This is a genomic window from Negativicoccus succinicivorans (genome assembly GCF_014207605.1).
Lineage (GTDB): Bacteria > Bacillota > Negativicutes > Veillonellales > Negativicoccaceae > Negativicoccus > Negativicoccus succinicivorans.
Genome location: NZ_JACHHI010000008.1, coordinates 1 through 16,360, shown reverse-complemented (window position 1 = coordinate 16,360; position 16,360 = coordinate 1). Strand labels below are relative to the sequence as shown.

Annotated in this window: 14 protein-coding genes, 2 tRNA genes and 1 rRNA gene; 4 read left to right on the top strand and 13 right to left on the bottom strand. The window is 49.1% G+C overall.

The annotated features are described in order from the left end of the window. Positions 1-17: 17 nt before the first annotated feature. Positions 18-1,688: a nucleoside kinase gene (locus tag HNR45_RS07340; protein ID WP_159823357.1), complete on the bottom strand. Its 1,671-nt coding sequence runs from the start codon at positions 1,686-1,688 to the stop codon at positions 18-20. A 165-nt stretch (positions 1,689-1,853) separates the two neighbouring features. On the opposite strand from HNR45_RS07340, the gene HNR45_RS07030 reads away from it, so the two are divergent. The 4 genes from HNR45_RS07030 to HNR45_RS07015 are packed head-to-tail and all read left to right on the top strand — an operon-like array spanning position 1,854 to position 5,331. After that, positions 1,854-2,372 (top strand): hypothetical protein, encoded by a 519-nt coding sequence (locus HNR45_RS07030; RefSeq protein WP_159823358.1) that lies wholly within the window; start codon positions 1,854-1,856, stop codon positions 2,370-2,372. Further along, positions 2,369-2,890 carry a biotin transporter BioY gene (locus tag HNR45_RS07025; RefSeq protein ID WP_024049272.1) on the top strand — a complete coding sequence of 174 codons (522 nt, stop codon included), beginning with the start codon at positions 2,369-2,371 and terminating at the stop codon, positions 2,888-2,890. The genes HNR45_RS07030 and HNR45_RS07025 overlap by 4 nt, the downstream gene beginning before the upstream one ends. A gap of 1 nt (position 2,891) precedes the next feature. Beyond that, a complete protein-coding gene (locus tag HNR45_RS07020; RefSeq protein ID WP_159823359.1) occupies positions 2,892-4,022 on the top strand; it encodes a thiolase family protein in 1,131 nt (376 codons plus the stop codon). Then, positions 4,015-5,331, top strand: coding sequence for an AMP-binding protein (locus tag HNR45_RS07015; RefSeq protein ID WP_159823360.1), 1,317 nt, complete (start codon positions 4,015-4,017; stop codon positions 5,329-5,331). Before HNR45_RS07020 ends, HNR45_RS07015 begins: the two co-directional genes overlap by 8 nt. Before the next feature lie 10 nt (positions 5,332-5,341). Here HNR45_RS07015 and recG read toward each other — a convergent pair whose 3' ends face one another. The 12 genes from recG to rrf all read right to left on the bottom strand — a co-directional run. Continuing rightward, complete coding sequence (gene recG / locus HNR45_RS07010) at positions 5,342-7,375, bottom strand: ATP-dependent DNA helicase RecG (protein ID WP_159823361.1); 2,034 nt, start codon at positions 7,373-7,375, stop codon at positions 5,342-5,344. 57 nt (positions 7,376-7,432) lie between these two features. Continuing rightward, positions 7,433-8,782 (bottom strand): uracil-xanthine permease family protein, encoded by a 1,350-nt coding sequence (locus tag HNR45_RS07005; RefSeq protein WP_159823362.1) that lies wholly within the window; start codon positions 8,780-8,782, stop codon positions 7,433-7,435. Between the two features lie 9 nt (positions 8,783-8,791). Beyond that, positions 8,792-10,156 (bottom strand): amidohydrolase family protein, encoded by a 1,365-nt coding sequence (locus HNR45_RS07000; RefSeq protein ID WP_159823363.1) that lies wholly within the window; start codon positions 10,154-10,156, stop codon positions 8,792-8,794. 403 nt (positions 10,157-10,559) lie between these two features. Next, complete coding sequence (locus HNR45_RS06995) at positions 10,560-11,087, bottom strand: ECF transporter S component (RefSeq protein ID WP_221417818.1); 528 nt, start codon at positions 11,085-11,087, stop codon at positions 10,560-10,562. Beyond that, the gene (locus HNR45_RS06990; RefSeq protein WP_159823365.1) at positions 11,077-11,949 is read right to left on the bottom strand and encodes a pyridoxamine kinase; all 873 of its coding nucleotides are present in this window, start codon (positions 11,947-11,949) and stop codon (positions 11,077-11,079) included. The genes HNR45_RS06995 and HNR45_RS06990 overlap by 11 nt, the downstream gene beginning before the upstream one ends. Positions 11,950-12,224: 275 nt before the next feature. After that, on the bottom strand, positions 12,225-13,247 hold the full coding sequence (locus tag HNR45_RS06985; protein ID WP_159823366.1) for a cytochrome d ubiquinol oxidase subunit II: 1,023 nt from the start codon (positions 13,245-13,247) through the stop codon (positions 12,225-12,227). A 105-nt stretch (positions 13,248-13,352) separates the two neighbouring features. Beyond that, positions 13,353-14,348 carry an inorganic phosphate transporter gene (locus tag HNR45_RS06980; RefSeq protein ID WP_159823367.1) on the bottom strand — a complete coding sequence of 332 codons (996 nt, stop codon included), beginning with the start codon at positions 14,346-14,348 and terminating at the stop codon, positions 13,353-13,355. Next, the gene (locus HNR45_RS06975; protein ID WP_159823368.1) at positions 14,341-14,970 is read right to left on the bottom strand and encodes a DUF47 domain-containing protein; all 630 of its coding nucleotides are present in this window, start codon (positions 14,968-14,970) and stop codon (positions 14,341-14,343) included. Before HNR45_RS06975 ends, HNR45_RS06980 begins: the two co-directional genes overlap by 8 nt. A 242-nt stretch (positions 14,971-15,212) precedes the next feature. After that, entirely contained in the window at positions 15,213-15,932 is a 720-nt protein-coding gene (locus tag HNR45_RS06970; protein WP_159823369.1) for a DUF4198 domain-containing protein, read from the bottom strand. A 172-nt stretch (positions 15,933-16,104) separates the two neighbouring features. Continuing rightward, positions 16,105-16,181 (bottom strand) — tRNA-Arg (locus HNR45_RS06965). 7 nt (positions 16,182-16,188) lie between these two features. Continuing rightward, positions 16,189-16,264 (bottom strand) — tRNA-Trp (locus HNR45_RS06960). A 4-nt stretch (positions 16,265-16,268) separates the two neighbouring features. Then, a 5S ribosomal RNA gene (gene rrf, locus HNR45_RS06955) occupies positions 16,269-16,360 on the bottom strand; the annotation flags it as partial.

Below are 16,360 nucleotides of genomic sequence, written 5' to 3'. Positions count from 1 at the left end.
CTCCTCTCCTATACCGGTCACACCATCAATGTCCGCGGTACACATTGATCATGTCCCGCCGTACCGATAAATTCACGTAGAATTGAATTCGACGGTACCATCGCCGGATTCAATGGTTGAAAAATACTTAAAAACTCCAATAAACGATGTGCTTCATTGGCTACCGGTGAAGTGTTCGGAATCGCCTTCAAAAGCGGCTCTGCCAATACCTTAAGTACCGGGAGTTCATACAACAGCGCCGTATTAAAAATAATATCCGCTTCTTCCTGGAACGGGAAAATATAGGATTCTTCGCCAAATCGTACATTACGCCAAATTTTCAGCGTCTCTTCCGCGCTGTGCGCACGAAACTGATTGTCACGGACCATACGACGCAATAAGCGTGTATCCGTAGTGGAAATTCGATTGTGATCACTGATGGTCAACTGCGTCAATGCACCCAGGTAAAGATGTAGCCGCTGGTACGCAGGAACGGCACGCGAAACGCTCGGATTCAACGCATGCAGACCTTCCAAAATAATTGGCTGATTGGGAGGCAAGGTGGTTTCTTGCTCCGCAAAATATTGCTTACCGTGCACGAAGTCATAGCGGGAAAGTTTTACGGGCTCACCCGCTAAAAGAGCCGTCAGCTGCCGTTCTAAAAGCGTCGTATCCAACGCATCAACGGATTCATGATCGATTTCGTCATTTTCTGTCCGCGGACGATCGTCTAAACTATAAAAATAATCGTCTAGAGAAATCATCACCGGTTGAATACCGTTAACCTGCATTTGTACCATCAGTCGCCGCATCGTGGTCGTTTTCCCCGCCGAAGACGGTCCGGCGATAGTGATTAAGCGAATACCGGGACGACTGGCAGCGACACGGTCGGCAATTTGCGCCAACTGCTTTTCATGCCGCGCTTCCGCCATGGCAATAATATCTTTGATGCGGCCGTCGGCAATCGCGCGATTTAAATCCACTACATAGCGACAACCCACCTGTTCGCTCCAGCTCGTCGCTTCAAAAAAGACGCGTGAAAACTCACGCAATTCCACATACTCAGGCAAAGTGTGCGCCGAATAAATACTGGGAAAACGCAATAAAAATCCGGGCGCGTAATGGACGATATCAAACACATTTACCCGGTTCATACCCTGCAATAACGGGCCGAAGTAAAAATCAACATAATCGCCGCAACGGTAGAGATAAATCCGTTCCGGACGCAGTTCCTGCAAACGTTCTACTGCACGCAAACGCCCCACTTTTCGACAATAGGCGATCGCTTCCTCTTTACTTTCCGTCTGTTTAATGATCGGTCGACCTTCCTGCACAATTTCATGCATCCGATCTTCAATCTTTTGTATTTGCGAAAGCGTCGTCGGTCGATTCTGAATGATCTGCCCGTACAAAGCTCGTCCGAGGGAATGTTCAATCTGCACTCTGGCATCCGGATACAATTCCTGGACAGCCATAGCCATCAGCATAATCAAAGTCCGCTGATACGCACGATTGCCAACAGCGGATTGCAATGTCTCGAAACTAATGACGGCGTTATTTTCCAAAGCAGTCGTGAAATCGAGCGTCTGCCCGTCCACCAATGCGAATACTGCGTCCGGAGCCGTTTCCTTAACGCTTTCCCAGACCGTCCCCACGGTGGTGCCTTCAGGTACTTTCAAAGCTTGCCCCTGATATTGTAGTGTAAGCATTTTTACCTCCCGTCATTCGTTTCGCTTGTTTACCGTTATTATAACACGCAAACTTTTAGCCAATGCATACGCGTAATGGATTAGCTTTATTGTAAACTATTATATTTTTGTTTGTTGACTATTTGCGGAATCTTCGTTATAATATCTCACGAAAAGGAGATCTGCATGCACTCATTGTATAAAACAGCTTGCCGTTTGGAAACCGGTCTTACCGCGGAGGTTGTTATCGGTCGCTTGCGTCTGATGCTGACGCCGGCCACTTCTCATGCCGAGGTTCGCACGCGCCGTAACGCCGCTACCGTCACGGTCAGCGATACAACAGGTACGCTCGTGATGACCTTGCTTGCCGGTGCACCGCATCCGCACGCGGAGCACACGGAGGCGATTCCGCAAAACGCTTTGCCTTGGCGCTCGTTTAGCGTCGATGAAGTACATGCGTTTGTCGACGCTATGGATGATACCAATCCGATCCATCATGGAAATTGTCCGGTGGTGCCGGGATATCAGATGTTGACCGCCTGGCTTCAGGATCACCGCGATGTAGTTTCCTGCGACATGCGTTTCCATCATGCCGTAAAAAGCAATACTCTTATTTATTTAATAACCGACGGCACGATGGTACAAGCGTATACAGCATTCGGACTTGCCTTTACACTATCATTTAAAAAAGGAGTTGCAAAATGAGTTCTTTAACAGCACGTGATTTAACCAAAATGGCCTTGCTGGTCGCGCTTCTGTTTGTAGCCGCCTTTATTGCCATCCCCTTACCGTTTACCCCCGCCATGATTACCATGACAACCTTGGTCTTTAACTTGACCGCTTTTTTATTGCCGCCGAAACAAACTTTGATTGTGTGCGTCGTTTATACTTTGTGCGGTGCGGCTGGATTGCCCGTCTTCACCGGCGGTGTTGGCGGTTTAGGTAAGGTATTTGGTCCGACCGGCGGTTTTATTTTTGCATTTATAGTTGCCTATCCTTTAGTCAGCATGTTCAAAGGTAAGGTGCGTTCGTTCTGGCACTACGTGGCGGCAGGCGTCTTCATCGGTATTCCGATTACCTATATCGGCGGTGTGCTCGGCATGATGATCGTACTGCATATGAGTCTCTGGCCGGCCATCGTAGCAGGTGCTTTGCCGTTTATTCCGGGCGATATTTTAAAAACCATTGTCGCCGCTTTCATTGCCTTAAAGATTCGAGTGTAATATGCGCGAAGTTTATCTTGTTGACTGCCGCCGGACGCCGATTGGCGTTTCCGGCGGCAGTCTTCGTTATACACCCCCGGAAAAATTGGCAGCGGCCGTAATGACAAAGCTGTGGAATGCCGCCAATCGCCCGCATGTCGATGCGGTTATCGGCGGCAATGCGGTCGGCACCGGTGGGAATCTCACGAGGCTCGGCGCGCTTTACAGTGAACTGCCTGAAAGCATACCCGCGTGGACGCTCGATATGCAATGCGCCTCCGCTTTGACCGCCATCAGTACCGGATATGCGCAAATTGCTGCGGGTATTCATGAGATCATTATTGCCGGCGGTATGGAGAGCGCGTCGTTACAACCCCTTCGCACTTATGCACCGAATGATGAACGCCAAGGTTCTTACAAGACGGCGCAATTTTCTCCCGGTGAAATCGCTGCCGACGCGATGCTTCGCGGTGCCGAGCGAGCAGTACAAACGCTCGGCGCGACACGCGAAGAACTGGACGAGTTGGCATTGCAAAGCCACCAACGAGCATTGGCCAATGCCAAAACAAATACGTTAAAGGATTGGCTCGTATCGGTGCCCGAATTGGCGAGCGATGAATGTTTACGACCGCACATGCGTTTGCAACTTCTGCAGCGTTTACCGTTGCTCTTAGGTCCGGGTACACACATTACAGCCGGCAATGCCTGCCTGATTCATGACGGGGCTGCGTTTGCCATGCTCGCCGGTCAAGAAGCAATTGAACGGTACTGCTTACGACCGCTTGCCAAAATCATTGCGGTCGCGCAAGGCGCCAGTGATCCTTTACTGTCTCCGCTCGGTGTAAAACACGTCAGTACATTAGCGTTGCAAGCGGCTCATTTGCAAATGGACGATATGGATACAATCGAATGGAATGAGGCGTTTGCCATCATCGATTATCTCTTTGCGCGTTCGTATCCGCAACTTGTCGATCGGTATAATCCGCTCGGCGGCGCGTTGGCCTACGGTCATCCGTACGGTGCCTCGGGGGCCATCATTTTGACCCACTTGCTGGCCCGCCTGCATGCTATCAAAGGTCGTTACGGACTGTGTGCAATCGCCGGCGCCGGCGGCACAGGTTGCGCCATAATCGTGGAGCGTTGCCATGAGTAATTTTATTCACCGCCTCCGCCACTGGGCTAAAGCATGTCCGGAAAAAATAGCGCTGCAAGTCGATGAAAAAAGGTATACTTATGCCAAATTGTTTCATGAAATCGACGCGCTTGCCGCAAATTTACCGTTTCCGTCCGGCAGCGGAGTCCTTATTCAAGAAACGGATCCCGCGCGACAATGGTTGCTTTTTCTAGCGTCACGCAAAGCCGGTTTACGACCGGTCCTTTGCCACCCCGATTTGCCGGCGGAAGATGTGCGAAATATTGCCGAGTCAAATGGTCTCTGCCTTTTCGACGGTACCATCGGCCCATCTGACGTGACAAAAATTCCGGCCGCGGCGGAATTCGGTATTCTGTCGTCCGGCAGTACGGGGCTGCCCAAACTTTTTTGGCGGGAAGAACACAGCTGGACAGACTATTTCCCCATTCAAAATAAAATTTTTGGAATTAATGAAAAATCCCGCTTATTTTTCCATGGCTCATTCAGCTTTACCGGGAATTTCAACTCGTTTGCCTGTGTGTTTTGGGCCGGCGGGTTTGCCCGTACGATTTCCGCGTATGCACCGCGCCGCTGGTGGTATATCCTCCAAGAGGAATCCATCAACACGCTGTATCTTCTGCCGGTGAAATTGCGCCAGATCCTGCGCGCGGCAAAAACGGATATTGCGCCCGCTATGCGTGCTGTTTTTACCGGCTCGCAGTCGTTGGACAAAGAGCTTTCCGCCGCGTTGCAAAATCATTTCCCGCAGGCGCTGATTACGTTATATTACGGCGCCGGTGAGCTTAATTATATTACCTATTGCCACATTGACGAGTGGGATCGGGAGCCGGGTATCGTCGGTAAACCGTTTCCGCAGGTCAGGGTCAGAATTAAGGATGCGTCGATTTACGTGACAACTCCTTTTGGCGTTATCGGCAGCGATCACGAAATGACCCTCGGCGATACCGGTGCATGGACGCCGCGCGGCAATATTCGTTTTACCGGTCGCTCCAATGCGGTGATTAATTGCGCCGGACGTAAAATTTCCGTCGCTAAAGTCGAGGATGCATTACGTGAAACGCCCCTGATCAAAGATGTTACCATATTTGCCGTGCCCGATACGAAGCGCGGTGAAGTGCCGGCCGCCGCTGTGGTTGTCGAACAAAAGCAGCCTCTTTCCACATTGCGAAAAATGGCGCTGCGCTTGCCGTCAATCGAGCGGCCGCGCTATTGGCTGCAATATGCGGAATTGCCGCTAAATTCCTGCTCCAAGCCGGATGTTCATGCCATGCTCGCCGATTGGCAAGCCACACAAAAAAAAGACGCGTAAGCGTCTTTTTTTAATGCTGCAACAATGTAAGAAATGCTTTCCCGAACCGTTTTTGTAATTCGCCAAGCAATACAGAATCGGTTGTTTGAGCATAGCTTTCCGCCACTTCACGCGCTTTCACCAAGAGCGGTAAGTCGTGAATGGGATCTGCCACTTTAAGATCCGGCAAACCATGCTGTCGATATCCGAAAAGCTCCCCCGTACCGCGCAGCAGTAAATCTTTTTCCGCCAACGTAAAACCGTCCTGAATTTCAGCCATGTAACGCAAACGCTCCTGCGCCAGTTCGGTTTGGCTGTCGCTTACCAAAATACAATATGCCTGCGCGCTGCCGCGGCCGACACGACCGCGCAACTGGTGCAGTTGCGCTAAGCCGAAACGCTCTGCGCCTTCCACGAGCATGACCGTCGCATTCGGCACATTTACGCCGACCTCCACCACGCTGGTGGCGACCAGCAAATGGTATTGTCGCTTGGCAAAAGCTGTCATCACCGCCTGTTTGGCGTCCGCTTTTAACCCGCCATAAACCAGACCGACGCCGAATTCGTGAAATCGCTTTTCCAGCTCTTCGTATACCTCTACAGCGGCCTTTAAATCCATTTTTTCGGATTCTTCGACAAGCGGGCAGACAACATAGACTTGGTGTCCCCGTGTCATTTCTTTCTCCAAAAAACGTAAAATTCGCGGCATATACGAGCGGTTCACCGCAAAAGTCTGGACCGGTTTGCGCCCCGGAGGCATTTCACGAATGAGAGATATATCCAAATCGCCATATACGGACAAGGCCAATGTACGCGGAATCGGAGTCGCGGTCATGACCAACGTGTGCGGTGCGCTCCCTTTTTCTTCCAAGCGCATGCGTTGCCGTACACCGAAGCGGTGTTGCTCATCTGTCACGACCAGTCCCAGGGCCTTCAATTCCACGTCATCTTCTAAAAGGGCATGCGTACCGATACATACCGTTACGCTACCGTCAAGCAGTCCGGCAAGAATATCTTCCCGCTCGCTTTTATTGGTTTTCCCCGTCAAATTGGCAACGCGGATACCGAGCGGTGCTAAGAGCGGCTGCAGCGTTTCATAGTGCTGATTCGCGAGAATTTCCGTCGGTGCCATCAAAAGCGACTGGTACCCGTTTTCCGCCGCTTTCGTCATCGCAAGCGCCGCCACTACCGTTTTACCGCTGCCGACATCGCCCTGCAGTAACCGCCGCATCGGCAAGATCCCTTCCATATCATCGCAGATATCCGCCAATGCCTTTTGCTGGTCGCCGGTCAAACGGTACGGTAAGGTTTGCATCAGCTGTCGAAAACGATTGCCGTTCGGTGCACATTTGATGCCGACAGCTCCTATCTCACGCTGCGCGCGCAACCGCAAAACGCCAAGTTGCAAAAAGAAAAGTTCTTCAAAGGCCAATTCCTGACGCACCGCGGTCGCTGTTTCCTGATCCGGCGGTTGATGCGCAAGACGCGTCACCTCAGCGCGCGAACGCAGGCCGAGCTGCTGACGCACATCCGCCGGTAATGTCTCGGGAATATCCTTTATTGCAGCCAATGCCGTTTGGATCCAACGCTCCAGACTTGCCGGCCGGATGCCTTCCGTCAAGCCATAGACCGGTTGCAACTTACCTTCGACCGCGCTCCCTTCGTCAGGGAACACTACCTCGGGCGAATTCATTTGATATTTACCATAGCCCGCTTTAATGCGTCCGAAAGCGATAATCCGATCGCCCTCATGAAACAGCTTTCGTTTAAACGGCTGATTGAAATAAACCAGTTCGAGATTGCCGCTGTCATCATTTACTATCACATTTAAAATAGACAAGCGCGGGCGAGGCCGTCGCTCCTGCACTTTTGTGATGACGCCTGCCACAGTCACGTCAGCACCGTCCGCCAGAGCACGGATCGGCACTACTTGTGAATAATCACGATAGGCGCGCGGATAATATTGCAGCAAATCGCCCACGGTATGTATGCCAAGCACAGCTAAACGTTGTTCTGCGGCTTTACCGATGCCTTTAATGACCGTTACCGGATCTTGCCAATGCATAGTTACCTCCTCTCCCTATTATACAAAAAACGGACTCTTACGAGTCCGTTTTTATGATCAGTCCTCCTGCGGCAAAATCAAATTTAAAACGATTGCCACAATGGCCGCCGATGCCACGGTCGAACCAAGTACATATTGCAGCAACTCCGGCAGCGTTGCCATGTAGTCTTTCGGCAGTAAATACAACGCCAACGAAATAACCATCGGGACGCCGATGACAAACATATTGCGTTCCGTAAGCCGCTCCTGTTTCAAAATACGAATTCCCGAAAGGGAGATAATCGCGCAAACGACCACGAACACACCGCCGATCACCGGTGCCGGAATAGACGCAATCAATGTCGCCAATTTGCCGGACAAGCCGAACATCATCAGCCACGCTCCGGCGCCGTAAAACGCGTACCGGCTGGCGACACCGGTGATGGAAATCAGACCGGCATTGGTCGAATAGCCGGTGACCGGTGTCGAACCGACGAGGCTCGATACCAAACAGCCGAGGCCTTCACCGACCACGCCGCGATCGACCTGTTTCGGTGTGACATCTTCATTGATCACCGATCCGATCGCAAACCAGGTACCGGTGGTCTCCGCCATCAACACGAAGAACACGAAAATCATCGTTAAAATAGCCGATGGTGTAAAGCTCGGCATGTAATCGATAAATGCCAAATGCGGCCGCGCAAGCCAACCGGCCGCCGCCACGCTTTCCCATTGAAAGCGTCCCATCACCTGTGCCGCAACACTTCCCGCCGCCAGCGCAAAAATGACGGCACCGGTTCGTAGCCAATTTCCTTTTTTACCCATGTGAATACCCAAGGTCACGCAGAAGATCAAGGTCACAACCGAAACCAATGCCAGTAAAATATTCTGTGTCACAGTTTCCGTTCCGTAAATCGCGTAAATATTTGAATCCAGCGCCACCGGCAGCAACGACAACCCGATGATTAAAATAATCGTACCGCCCACCAGACGCGGCACCAACACATTGATCAGTTTACGAAACACACCGGTCAAACCGAGCACGACCAACAGCAGCGAGGCCACCATCGTCGAACCGAACACTTCATTCAGCCCTAAAAATCCGCCGCCGGCGGCCATTGTTATCCCGACAATAGCTCCGATCGGCACATAACTCGGGCCTTGCGCGATCGGTAAGCGCATACAAAAATGCGCCTGAATGATCGTTGCAATCCCCGCTGCCAGAAATGTCGCCTGAATTAGAATCGACGCTTCCGCGACCCCCAAGCTTAAAATCGACGCGATGACAAACGGTACTACGTACACATCCATCGCCAACACGTGTTGCAAACCGAGAAAAATAATTTTATTCCAAGGCAATTTTTCATTCGGCGCAACAATTAAATGTCCTTCGTACTGTGTTTCCTGCAAATTCTTCGCTGACTCCATGAGTTCTCCTTAACGACCTGACACCAATTGTCCCTGTACCCATACTTTAGTAATATTGGCACGGTTGGCGGTAAATAAAATTTTCTGCAAGACAGACTGTGTATCGTCCTCGCTATACAAAACAATATCGGAATGGGGGGCGGCCACATCGATCAGCTGCACATCCCAATGATATCCCGGTAAAAACAGACCGATATTTTGATGCAATGCTTTGCCGCCCGCCGTCGTCGCCATATAAAACGCATGGCGAAAATCAATACGTGACTCCGCCACACCGCGACTCGCGGCGGGAAGATTCGCGTCAACACCGTCTTCCAGCATACGACTGGAGATAATCGCCTGGCGAATATTCGCATAAATCGACGGTGCAAAACCGCCGGACACATCCGTACCCAAACCCGCTTTGACCCCTTGCGCATGCCGACGGCGAACCGGATATACGGCATTACCGAAAAACGCATTGGAAATCGGGCAATGGGAAATTGTCGAACCGCGTTCGGCGACCAATTCCGCCTCGGTTTCTGTCAATTGCGTCGCATGCCCCATCACCGCACGATCTGTCAAAAGGCCGAATGAGTCCAAAACCTGCGCATCCGATGTGCCGAAATGTTCGTGCGCATAACCGGCCTGCCAGTCCGATTCGGATAAATGGGTTTGGATCGGAATCGGGTACCGCTCCGCCAATTCTCCGAGTCCTTTCAGCGCGGCCGGCGTACAGGACGGCACAAAACGGGGTGTAATGACCGGCGTCAACAATTGCCGCTCATCAGTAAGCGCCATGATGCGTTCAATCGTCTCTTCCGTACCGGCAATTCCCGCACCCGCGGATGCGTCACGATAGTAATCCGGACATTGCTCGGGATTGTCCATTACCACTTTACCGAGTGCCGCGCGTTGGCCCAGTGTTTGGCATACTTCGCCGAGCAACACAGTGGCGTCTACATTTTGCGTGCCGTAATACAGCGCAGTCGTCGTACCGTTTGCCAAACTGCGCATGACAAGATCCGCAAATACCGACGCCGCTTTTTCTCCATCGGCAAGTGACTGTTCGAGCGGGAACGTGTATTTCTGCAGCCAATCCTCTAACGGGACATGTAAAGCGTTACCTATGTTTTCCCATTGCGGCGCGTGAATATGCAGATCGACAAATCCCGGCAAAAGATATTGCGTGGCGGATAACTCTTCCAGTTCACCCTTCGCGCGGGCATCGTCTACCGCTTTCGCATAGTCGGCGTCCCGGGGCAGCAGCACACGTTCCAATGTGCCCGCCCCATTGATTTCAAAAAGCGCATCAGCAAGCACCTCGACTTCTCCCCAAGCAGGAGCGTGAAATGCCGTTCCCAACACAAAGTGATGCTTTGCAGGTAAAGTCATACTCTTCCCCATTTCCCAAACATTTTATATTATTATACAAAATTTAGATATAAAACGGTGAAACATTTTGTCATTGCCTGCGTTTTCATTTTTATTTGCATACCAGCGGGCATCTACATTGAACGCATCTGCGACCGTTTGCATAAATATGTTGTTACCACTTTGATGTAAACGTAGACAGGGACACATTTTCGACGTTTTAGTAAATAAATCTAAAAACCGAACTCTTCCAAATTCTCGTCAGTGCATATAAAAATAAAAAGCCGTCGCACTAATTGTCGACGGACTTACAGGGATAGTTTATGAATGAAATCACAATTGCAGTATTGTACAATACCTGCATCAATAAAGACTTTCTCTAAAACCAAAAGAGGAAGCGACAGGCTTCCCCTTTTGGTCTCTATTATTTTTTCTTGTGAATCAATTCATACAATTTCGGACCTACCGCTAATGCTACGACAATCCCTAACGCAGATGTCATGAGCGAAAACGGAATATTGGCAATCGCCGCCTGCCAGCTGCCGATGACCGCCCACCAGGCAACCACATACCCTGCCAAAGTCCAGAGCGACGCGATCAATGTCGCGATCAGCACACGTCCGTAGCTGGGCCGGCGATTCGGCGTGTGTCCGAAGTAACCGACGAGGTAACCTGCCACGCCTTTAATAACGAGTGAAAACGGTGTATATCCGGTCAATCCCACGATAGCATCAAAAATCATCGAGCCGATACCGCCACCGACGGCACCTACCCAACGACCGAAAACAATTCCGATAATGTAAAGTGCCGCGCTGCCCATATGAACCATAGCGCCACCGGGCATGGGGATAAGCACCATTGTCGCGACGACGCAAAGCGCGATGGCTACTCCCATATATACCATTTGTCTTGTCGATTGACTTCGTTTTTCTATAGTATTGCTATTTTGCATATTTTTCACCTTCCTGCCACAAATATGGCAATTCCAATTCAAACGGCACGCCGTTTTCAATTTTTGTTCCGGCTTCCTGTAGGCGTTTGATTCCATTCGTCACAAATTGACCGGCGACTTGCACGGCTCCGGCCCACGGCACTCCTTTAAGTCGCAAACCGACTAGCGCGGACGCAAATAAATCGCCCGTTCCTACCGCGGGTAACGGAATTTCTGCAAAGGTAAACCACGCCTCCGTTTGCGTGCTTTGGTCATACAAATAGTTAGCCAAATGACCTTTTTCCACCGGTAATGACGTAATCACCACCGTTTCCGGTCCGAGCGCGGCAATCTCAATCGCTAACCGCCGTGCCTCCTCTTTTGAAACCTGTCCGGCATGGTACGGCACATCACATAAGAAACAGGATTCGGTATAATTGGGCGTTGTTATCGTCGCATCACGCAATAGATTGCGCATGGCTTGCACCATCGTATGGTCAAATGCGGAATACATTTTGCCGCGATCCGCCATGGCCGGATCGATCATAATCAAATCTCCCGGATGGGTATAGCGCTGAATCAGGTTATGTACCAATCGAATCTGCTCGGGATTAGCCAGAAAACCGCTATAAAAAGCATCAAAGTGAACGCCGTTCACTTCCCATGCTTTCACAAATTTAGGTATTTCTTCATCGAGCGGCAGCATATAGTGATGAGCAAACCCCAGATGATTGCTATAAAGGGCAGTGGGCAACGGTACCGCCTGTACGCCCAATGCCGCCAAGACCGGAATGGCGACAGACAATGCACAACGTCCCATCAGACTCAGATCGTGTACGGTCAGACAACTGAGTACCGATAACTCGACTGATTTTTCATTCATAAGTACTCCTTTCATTGATATAGATCATCATAGAGTTCTTCTTGTCATACATCAATATACAGTTTTAAGTTAAAAATCATGACAGAAAATTAAGCAATAAAAAAGGTGACCGCAGTCACCTTTTTTAGTCGATATTCATAGAGGAGAAGAATACCGACACTCTATTGATAATCAGGGAAAATATCATCAATAGAGCTCCTGAAATCAGGGTACAGTAAACACTGTACAACTACATTATAGCATAGATTTTGAAAAAACAAAGTTCTGCCCTTTCCCTATTTCTCGTTCTGTTTCCAACCTATGGTACGCGGCAAGTCGATGACGGGGCGACTCCACTTATATATCAGTGCGAGAATCGCACCGCAAACAGCAACCGCCACCGTCGGCAAAAATAACGCCGGTAAACGGTTCACGATCTGCCCCCAGGCGACCGGCGACGCCGTTTCCTGCATAATCATATAGAATACCAGCTGATGCATGGTAAACGCCGCGATTGCGCCAAAATATCCCAGAAAATATGCTGCGCCTACATGACGTTTACGCGCTGTTACATACATTGCAAAATAAATCAGAATAGAAACCACGCCGCCGCCAATAAAAATCGGCCTCACCTGTGTCGGCAAAATCACAAGCATATATATTGCCAGCAACAAGATGATGGACAGCAGAATATGCAGGAACAGGATCACCAATGCCAAAGCGCGACATCTCTCGCGCAGCGGATTCGTCGTTTTCCAAGCTGCATAAAGCGCGCCGTGCGAAGTGCAAGCCAGTACGGCCCAAATACCGCAAACCACTCCGATCGGTGACCAAAAAATCATGCCGGATGTAACTGTCCCCATACCCATATTTAAAAGAATGGAGAATCCTACAGTGACCAGATAAATTACGGTAGCAACCGAGACCAGCGCATGCACAAAATGTATTGCACGTGCGCCCTTAATCGTTTTACCACTGCTCCAGGCAGCTCCCAAACGCAGCAGCAGATTCAAAACAACCAAGCCCGCGCCAATCCAAATGACTTGATAGTACTCACCTTGCAACCCTAAAAAAACAGCTTCCAGTAGCCAAAAAGCGGCCAGCAAACCAAGCTCACTGGCCTGAAATCCCGGCCGATAGAGAGAGCAAAACGCCATCCTCTCTCGGTCATTTTTTATAGTCCACGGCGCGGTGATCGCCAAACCCACATCAGTTTCTGTAACCCAAAAATATAAAGCGATCAAAAGCGAGATGAAGATCACTAATCCCGGTGTTTCCAACCGGGAAAGCCAGGGCATCCATGACTCGACAATACTCATTACCAATCCCCTATTATATAAATCAAATATTTTCAAAAACTATGCTCATTATAGCATGTAAACAGTAAGCGCTAAACCTCTACACCGACATAGAAAAGATTCGGACTACAGTCCGAATCCTCGTAAACACCAAAACACAAATGCCGATACCAAGCCGCTTAACGGGATAGTCGAAACCCACGTCACCACCATGCTGCGCGCTACATTCCAATTGACAGCCGTAACACGTTTGGCAGAGCCGACGCCCATAATAGAACCCGAAACAACGTGCGTGGTACTGACCGGCATGTGCAACATCGTAGCCAACGAAATAACGATGGAGGAATTCAAATCCGCAGCAAAGCCGTTAATACTTTCCATGCGAAACACTTTCCGACCTACGGTTGCAATAATTCTCCAACCGCCTACGGCCGTCCCTAACGCCATCGCCGTGGCGCACACTACTTTGACCCAAAGAGGTACTTCAAACGACGATAGATGACCGGCGGAAAGCAGCGCCAAAGTAATAATACCCATCGACTTTTGTGCATCGTTCGAACCATGCGAAAATGCCATCGCCGCCGCCGTAAAAAGCTGCAAGCGACGAAATTTACGATTCAGGGTAAACGGTGCACGCCGTCCAAACAACCATAGCAACATAACCATCACAAAAAAACCGCCGCCAAAGGCAATCACCGGCGATAAAACGAGCGCCAAAAAGATCGTGCCGATTCCTGACCAGTCCAACGCCTGAAAACCGACGCTCACTGAAACCGCGCCAATAAGACCGCCAACCAGTGCGTGCGAAGAACTCGACGGCATACCGAAATACCAACTCGCAATATTCCACAAATTGGCGCCGATCAGCGCCGCGATTAAGACTTCTGAATTTACAAAAGACGGTGATAAAATAATATCTCCGCCAATCGTCTTGGCTACTCCTGTACTTACCAAAGCACCGAAAAAGTTTAAAATAGCCGCCATCATAATGGCATGTTTCGGTTGAATGGCGCGAGTAGACACAGAAGTTGCCACCGCATTGGCTGTATCATGAAAACCGTTGATATAGTCGAATGCGATGGCAAGTATAATAACTCCCCAAAGAAGTAGTTGCTCATGCATATTTTAATACGACTCGCTGAAAAGTATTGACCAGGATTTCACACTCATCGACCACTTCTTCCATGGACGAGAGAATTTCTTTCCATTTAATAATATGAATGGGATCCGTACATTCCGTAAAGAGTTTCGCCATTTCTTCATGGTAGTAGACGTCTCCCTGTGATTCCAAATTGCTTACTTTCATGCTGCGTGCTTCAATCTTTAAATAATTACCCTTAAGGTTGCGCATATACGACACCGATTTACGAATTTCATCCATACATTTCGCAACGATCTGTGCCATCGCAACCGCGCCCGGAGTCGGCTCGCCCGGATGATACATAACCATCTTGTCCATGATTTCTTTAATTTCATCCAGAGCCGTGTCCAGCTGTTCAATCACCGATTGAATATCCTCACGATCGATCGGTGTGATAAACGTTTTTTGCAAACGCTCCATCGTCTTTGAACGAACCTCCGCGCCTTCTCGTTTTAACCGCTGGACTTCCTCCAGTCCGTCTTTACTGTCAATTTTGTTTGCAAAACAGTCGTAGAGAATTTTTCCTGCATTTGCACCCAATTCTGCGTGCTTTTCCAACAATGCAAAGAACTTTTCTTCTTTCGGTTTTAACTGAAATGCCATGCTGCGTCTCCTATCCACCCTCAAAAGTTTTTCTATGTAAAATCATTATAACATAGCGATCGATAATAAACTATTCAAGGTCATGTCTAAACTTTCAGTATTCCTAAAAATTACTAAAGCTTGACAAACTATATCACTTTATCTCATCATGTAAAAAAACGCAAAAGAAGACCTTTTTACTGTACATAGTAGCAAAAAGGTCTTCTTTTAATCTTTACAAATGGTATTAAAATTTTTTATGCTTATTCCGGCTCAATAATAAAGGAAAGGGACGCGAAATATTTCACCTGTGTATTTGGATCATCTGTCGGATACGCAATTTCTATGCCGAGTACATTCAAACCGTTAGCTGCCACCGTAACTGTCGCACGACCGTTCGCATCGGTTTTCGATTCATTGGTCAGATCATTAATTACGTCTTTAATTAACGGCGCATCGGCCATCGGTTTGCCGTCTTTGTAAGCACGAATCTCAAAGGTATCGCCTTTGCGCAACGTCAACGGGTTGACAGACGGAACGATTTGTATCGGCACGTTGTAGATATAACCCGGTTTGACTTCCGGATTCCAATAATTCACGTTATATTTTACCGCATGTGTTGTTTTGACTGCATTCGGCACTTCCGCAAACGGGGCATTTACCGTTTTACCGTCTTTAGTTTTAGTGAAGTAGCCATAATCAAAGAAAGTCGTCGTAACACCCAAATTTTCTGTATTGGCAAACGAAATATGATCACCATGCCGAACTACATCCACTGCAGTCGGTTGAAAATTCTTGTCGTAGCCTTCCACCATTTGTACACAAGCAGGATCATAGACGTTATTGCCGGGTCCTTCCCCAAGAACCAGCACACGTTGATCCAGGCTGTTCGCTACAAACACACCGTGCGCAGATACATCCGCCGCACCAAACGCTCCTGCCAACAAACCTGCACATAAAGTCAATCCTACTGCTTTTTTCATATCGTTTCCTCCTCTAGAAAATATGAATTCCCTATGGTTAATATTATCATATGTTTATTTTTCTGTAAAATTATAAACATTTGTTCTCATTATTTAATTTAATATAGTTTATATTTTGTTATTTTATATAAATACAGTAAATAAAAAAGCCTTCAAATGAAGGCTTTTAAAGTGGTGACCCAGGAGGGATTCGAACCCCCGACCTTTTGATTCGTAGTCAAACGCTCTATCCAGCTGAGCTACTGAGTCATGCAATTGGCAGGGGCAGAAGGACTTGAACCCTCAACCAACGGTTTTGGAGACCGCTACTCTACCAATTGAGCTATACCCCTACGTAATCAGCAGCTACCTATGCTCCCGGGCCGTTTCCAGCCAAGTACTTTCGGCGTTTACGAGCTTAACTACTGTGTTCGGCATGGGTACAGGTG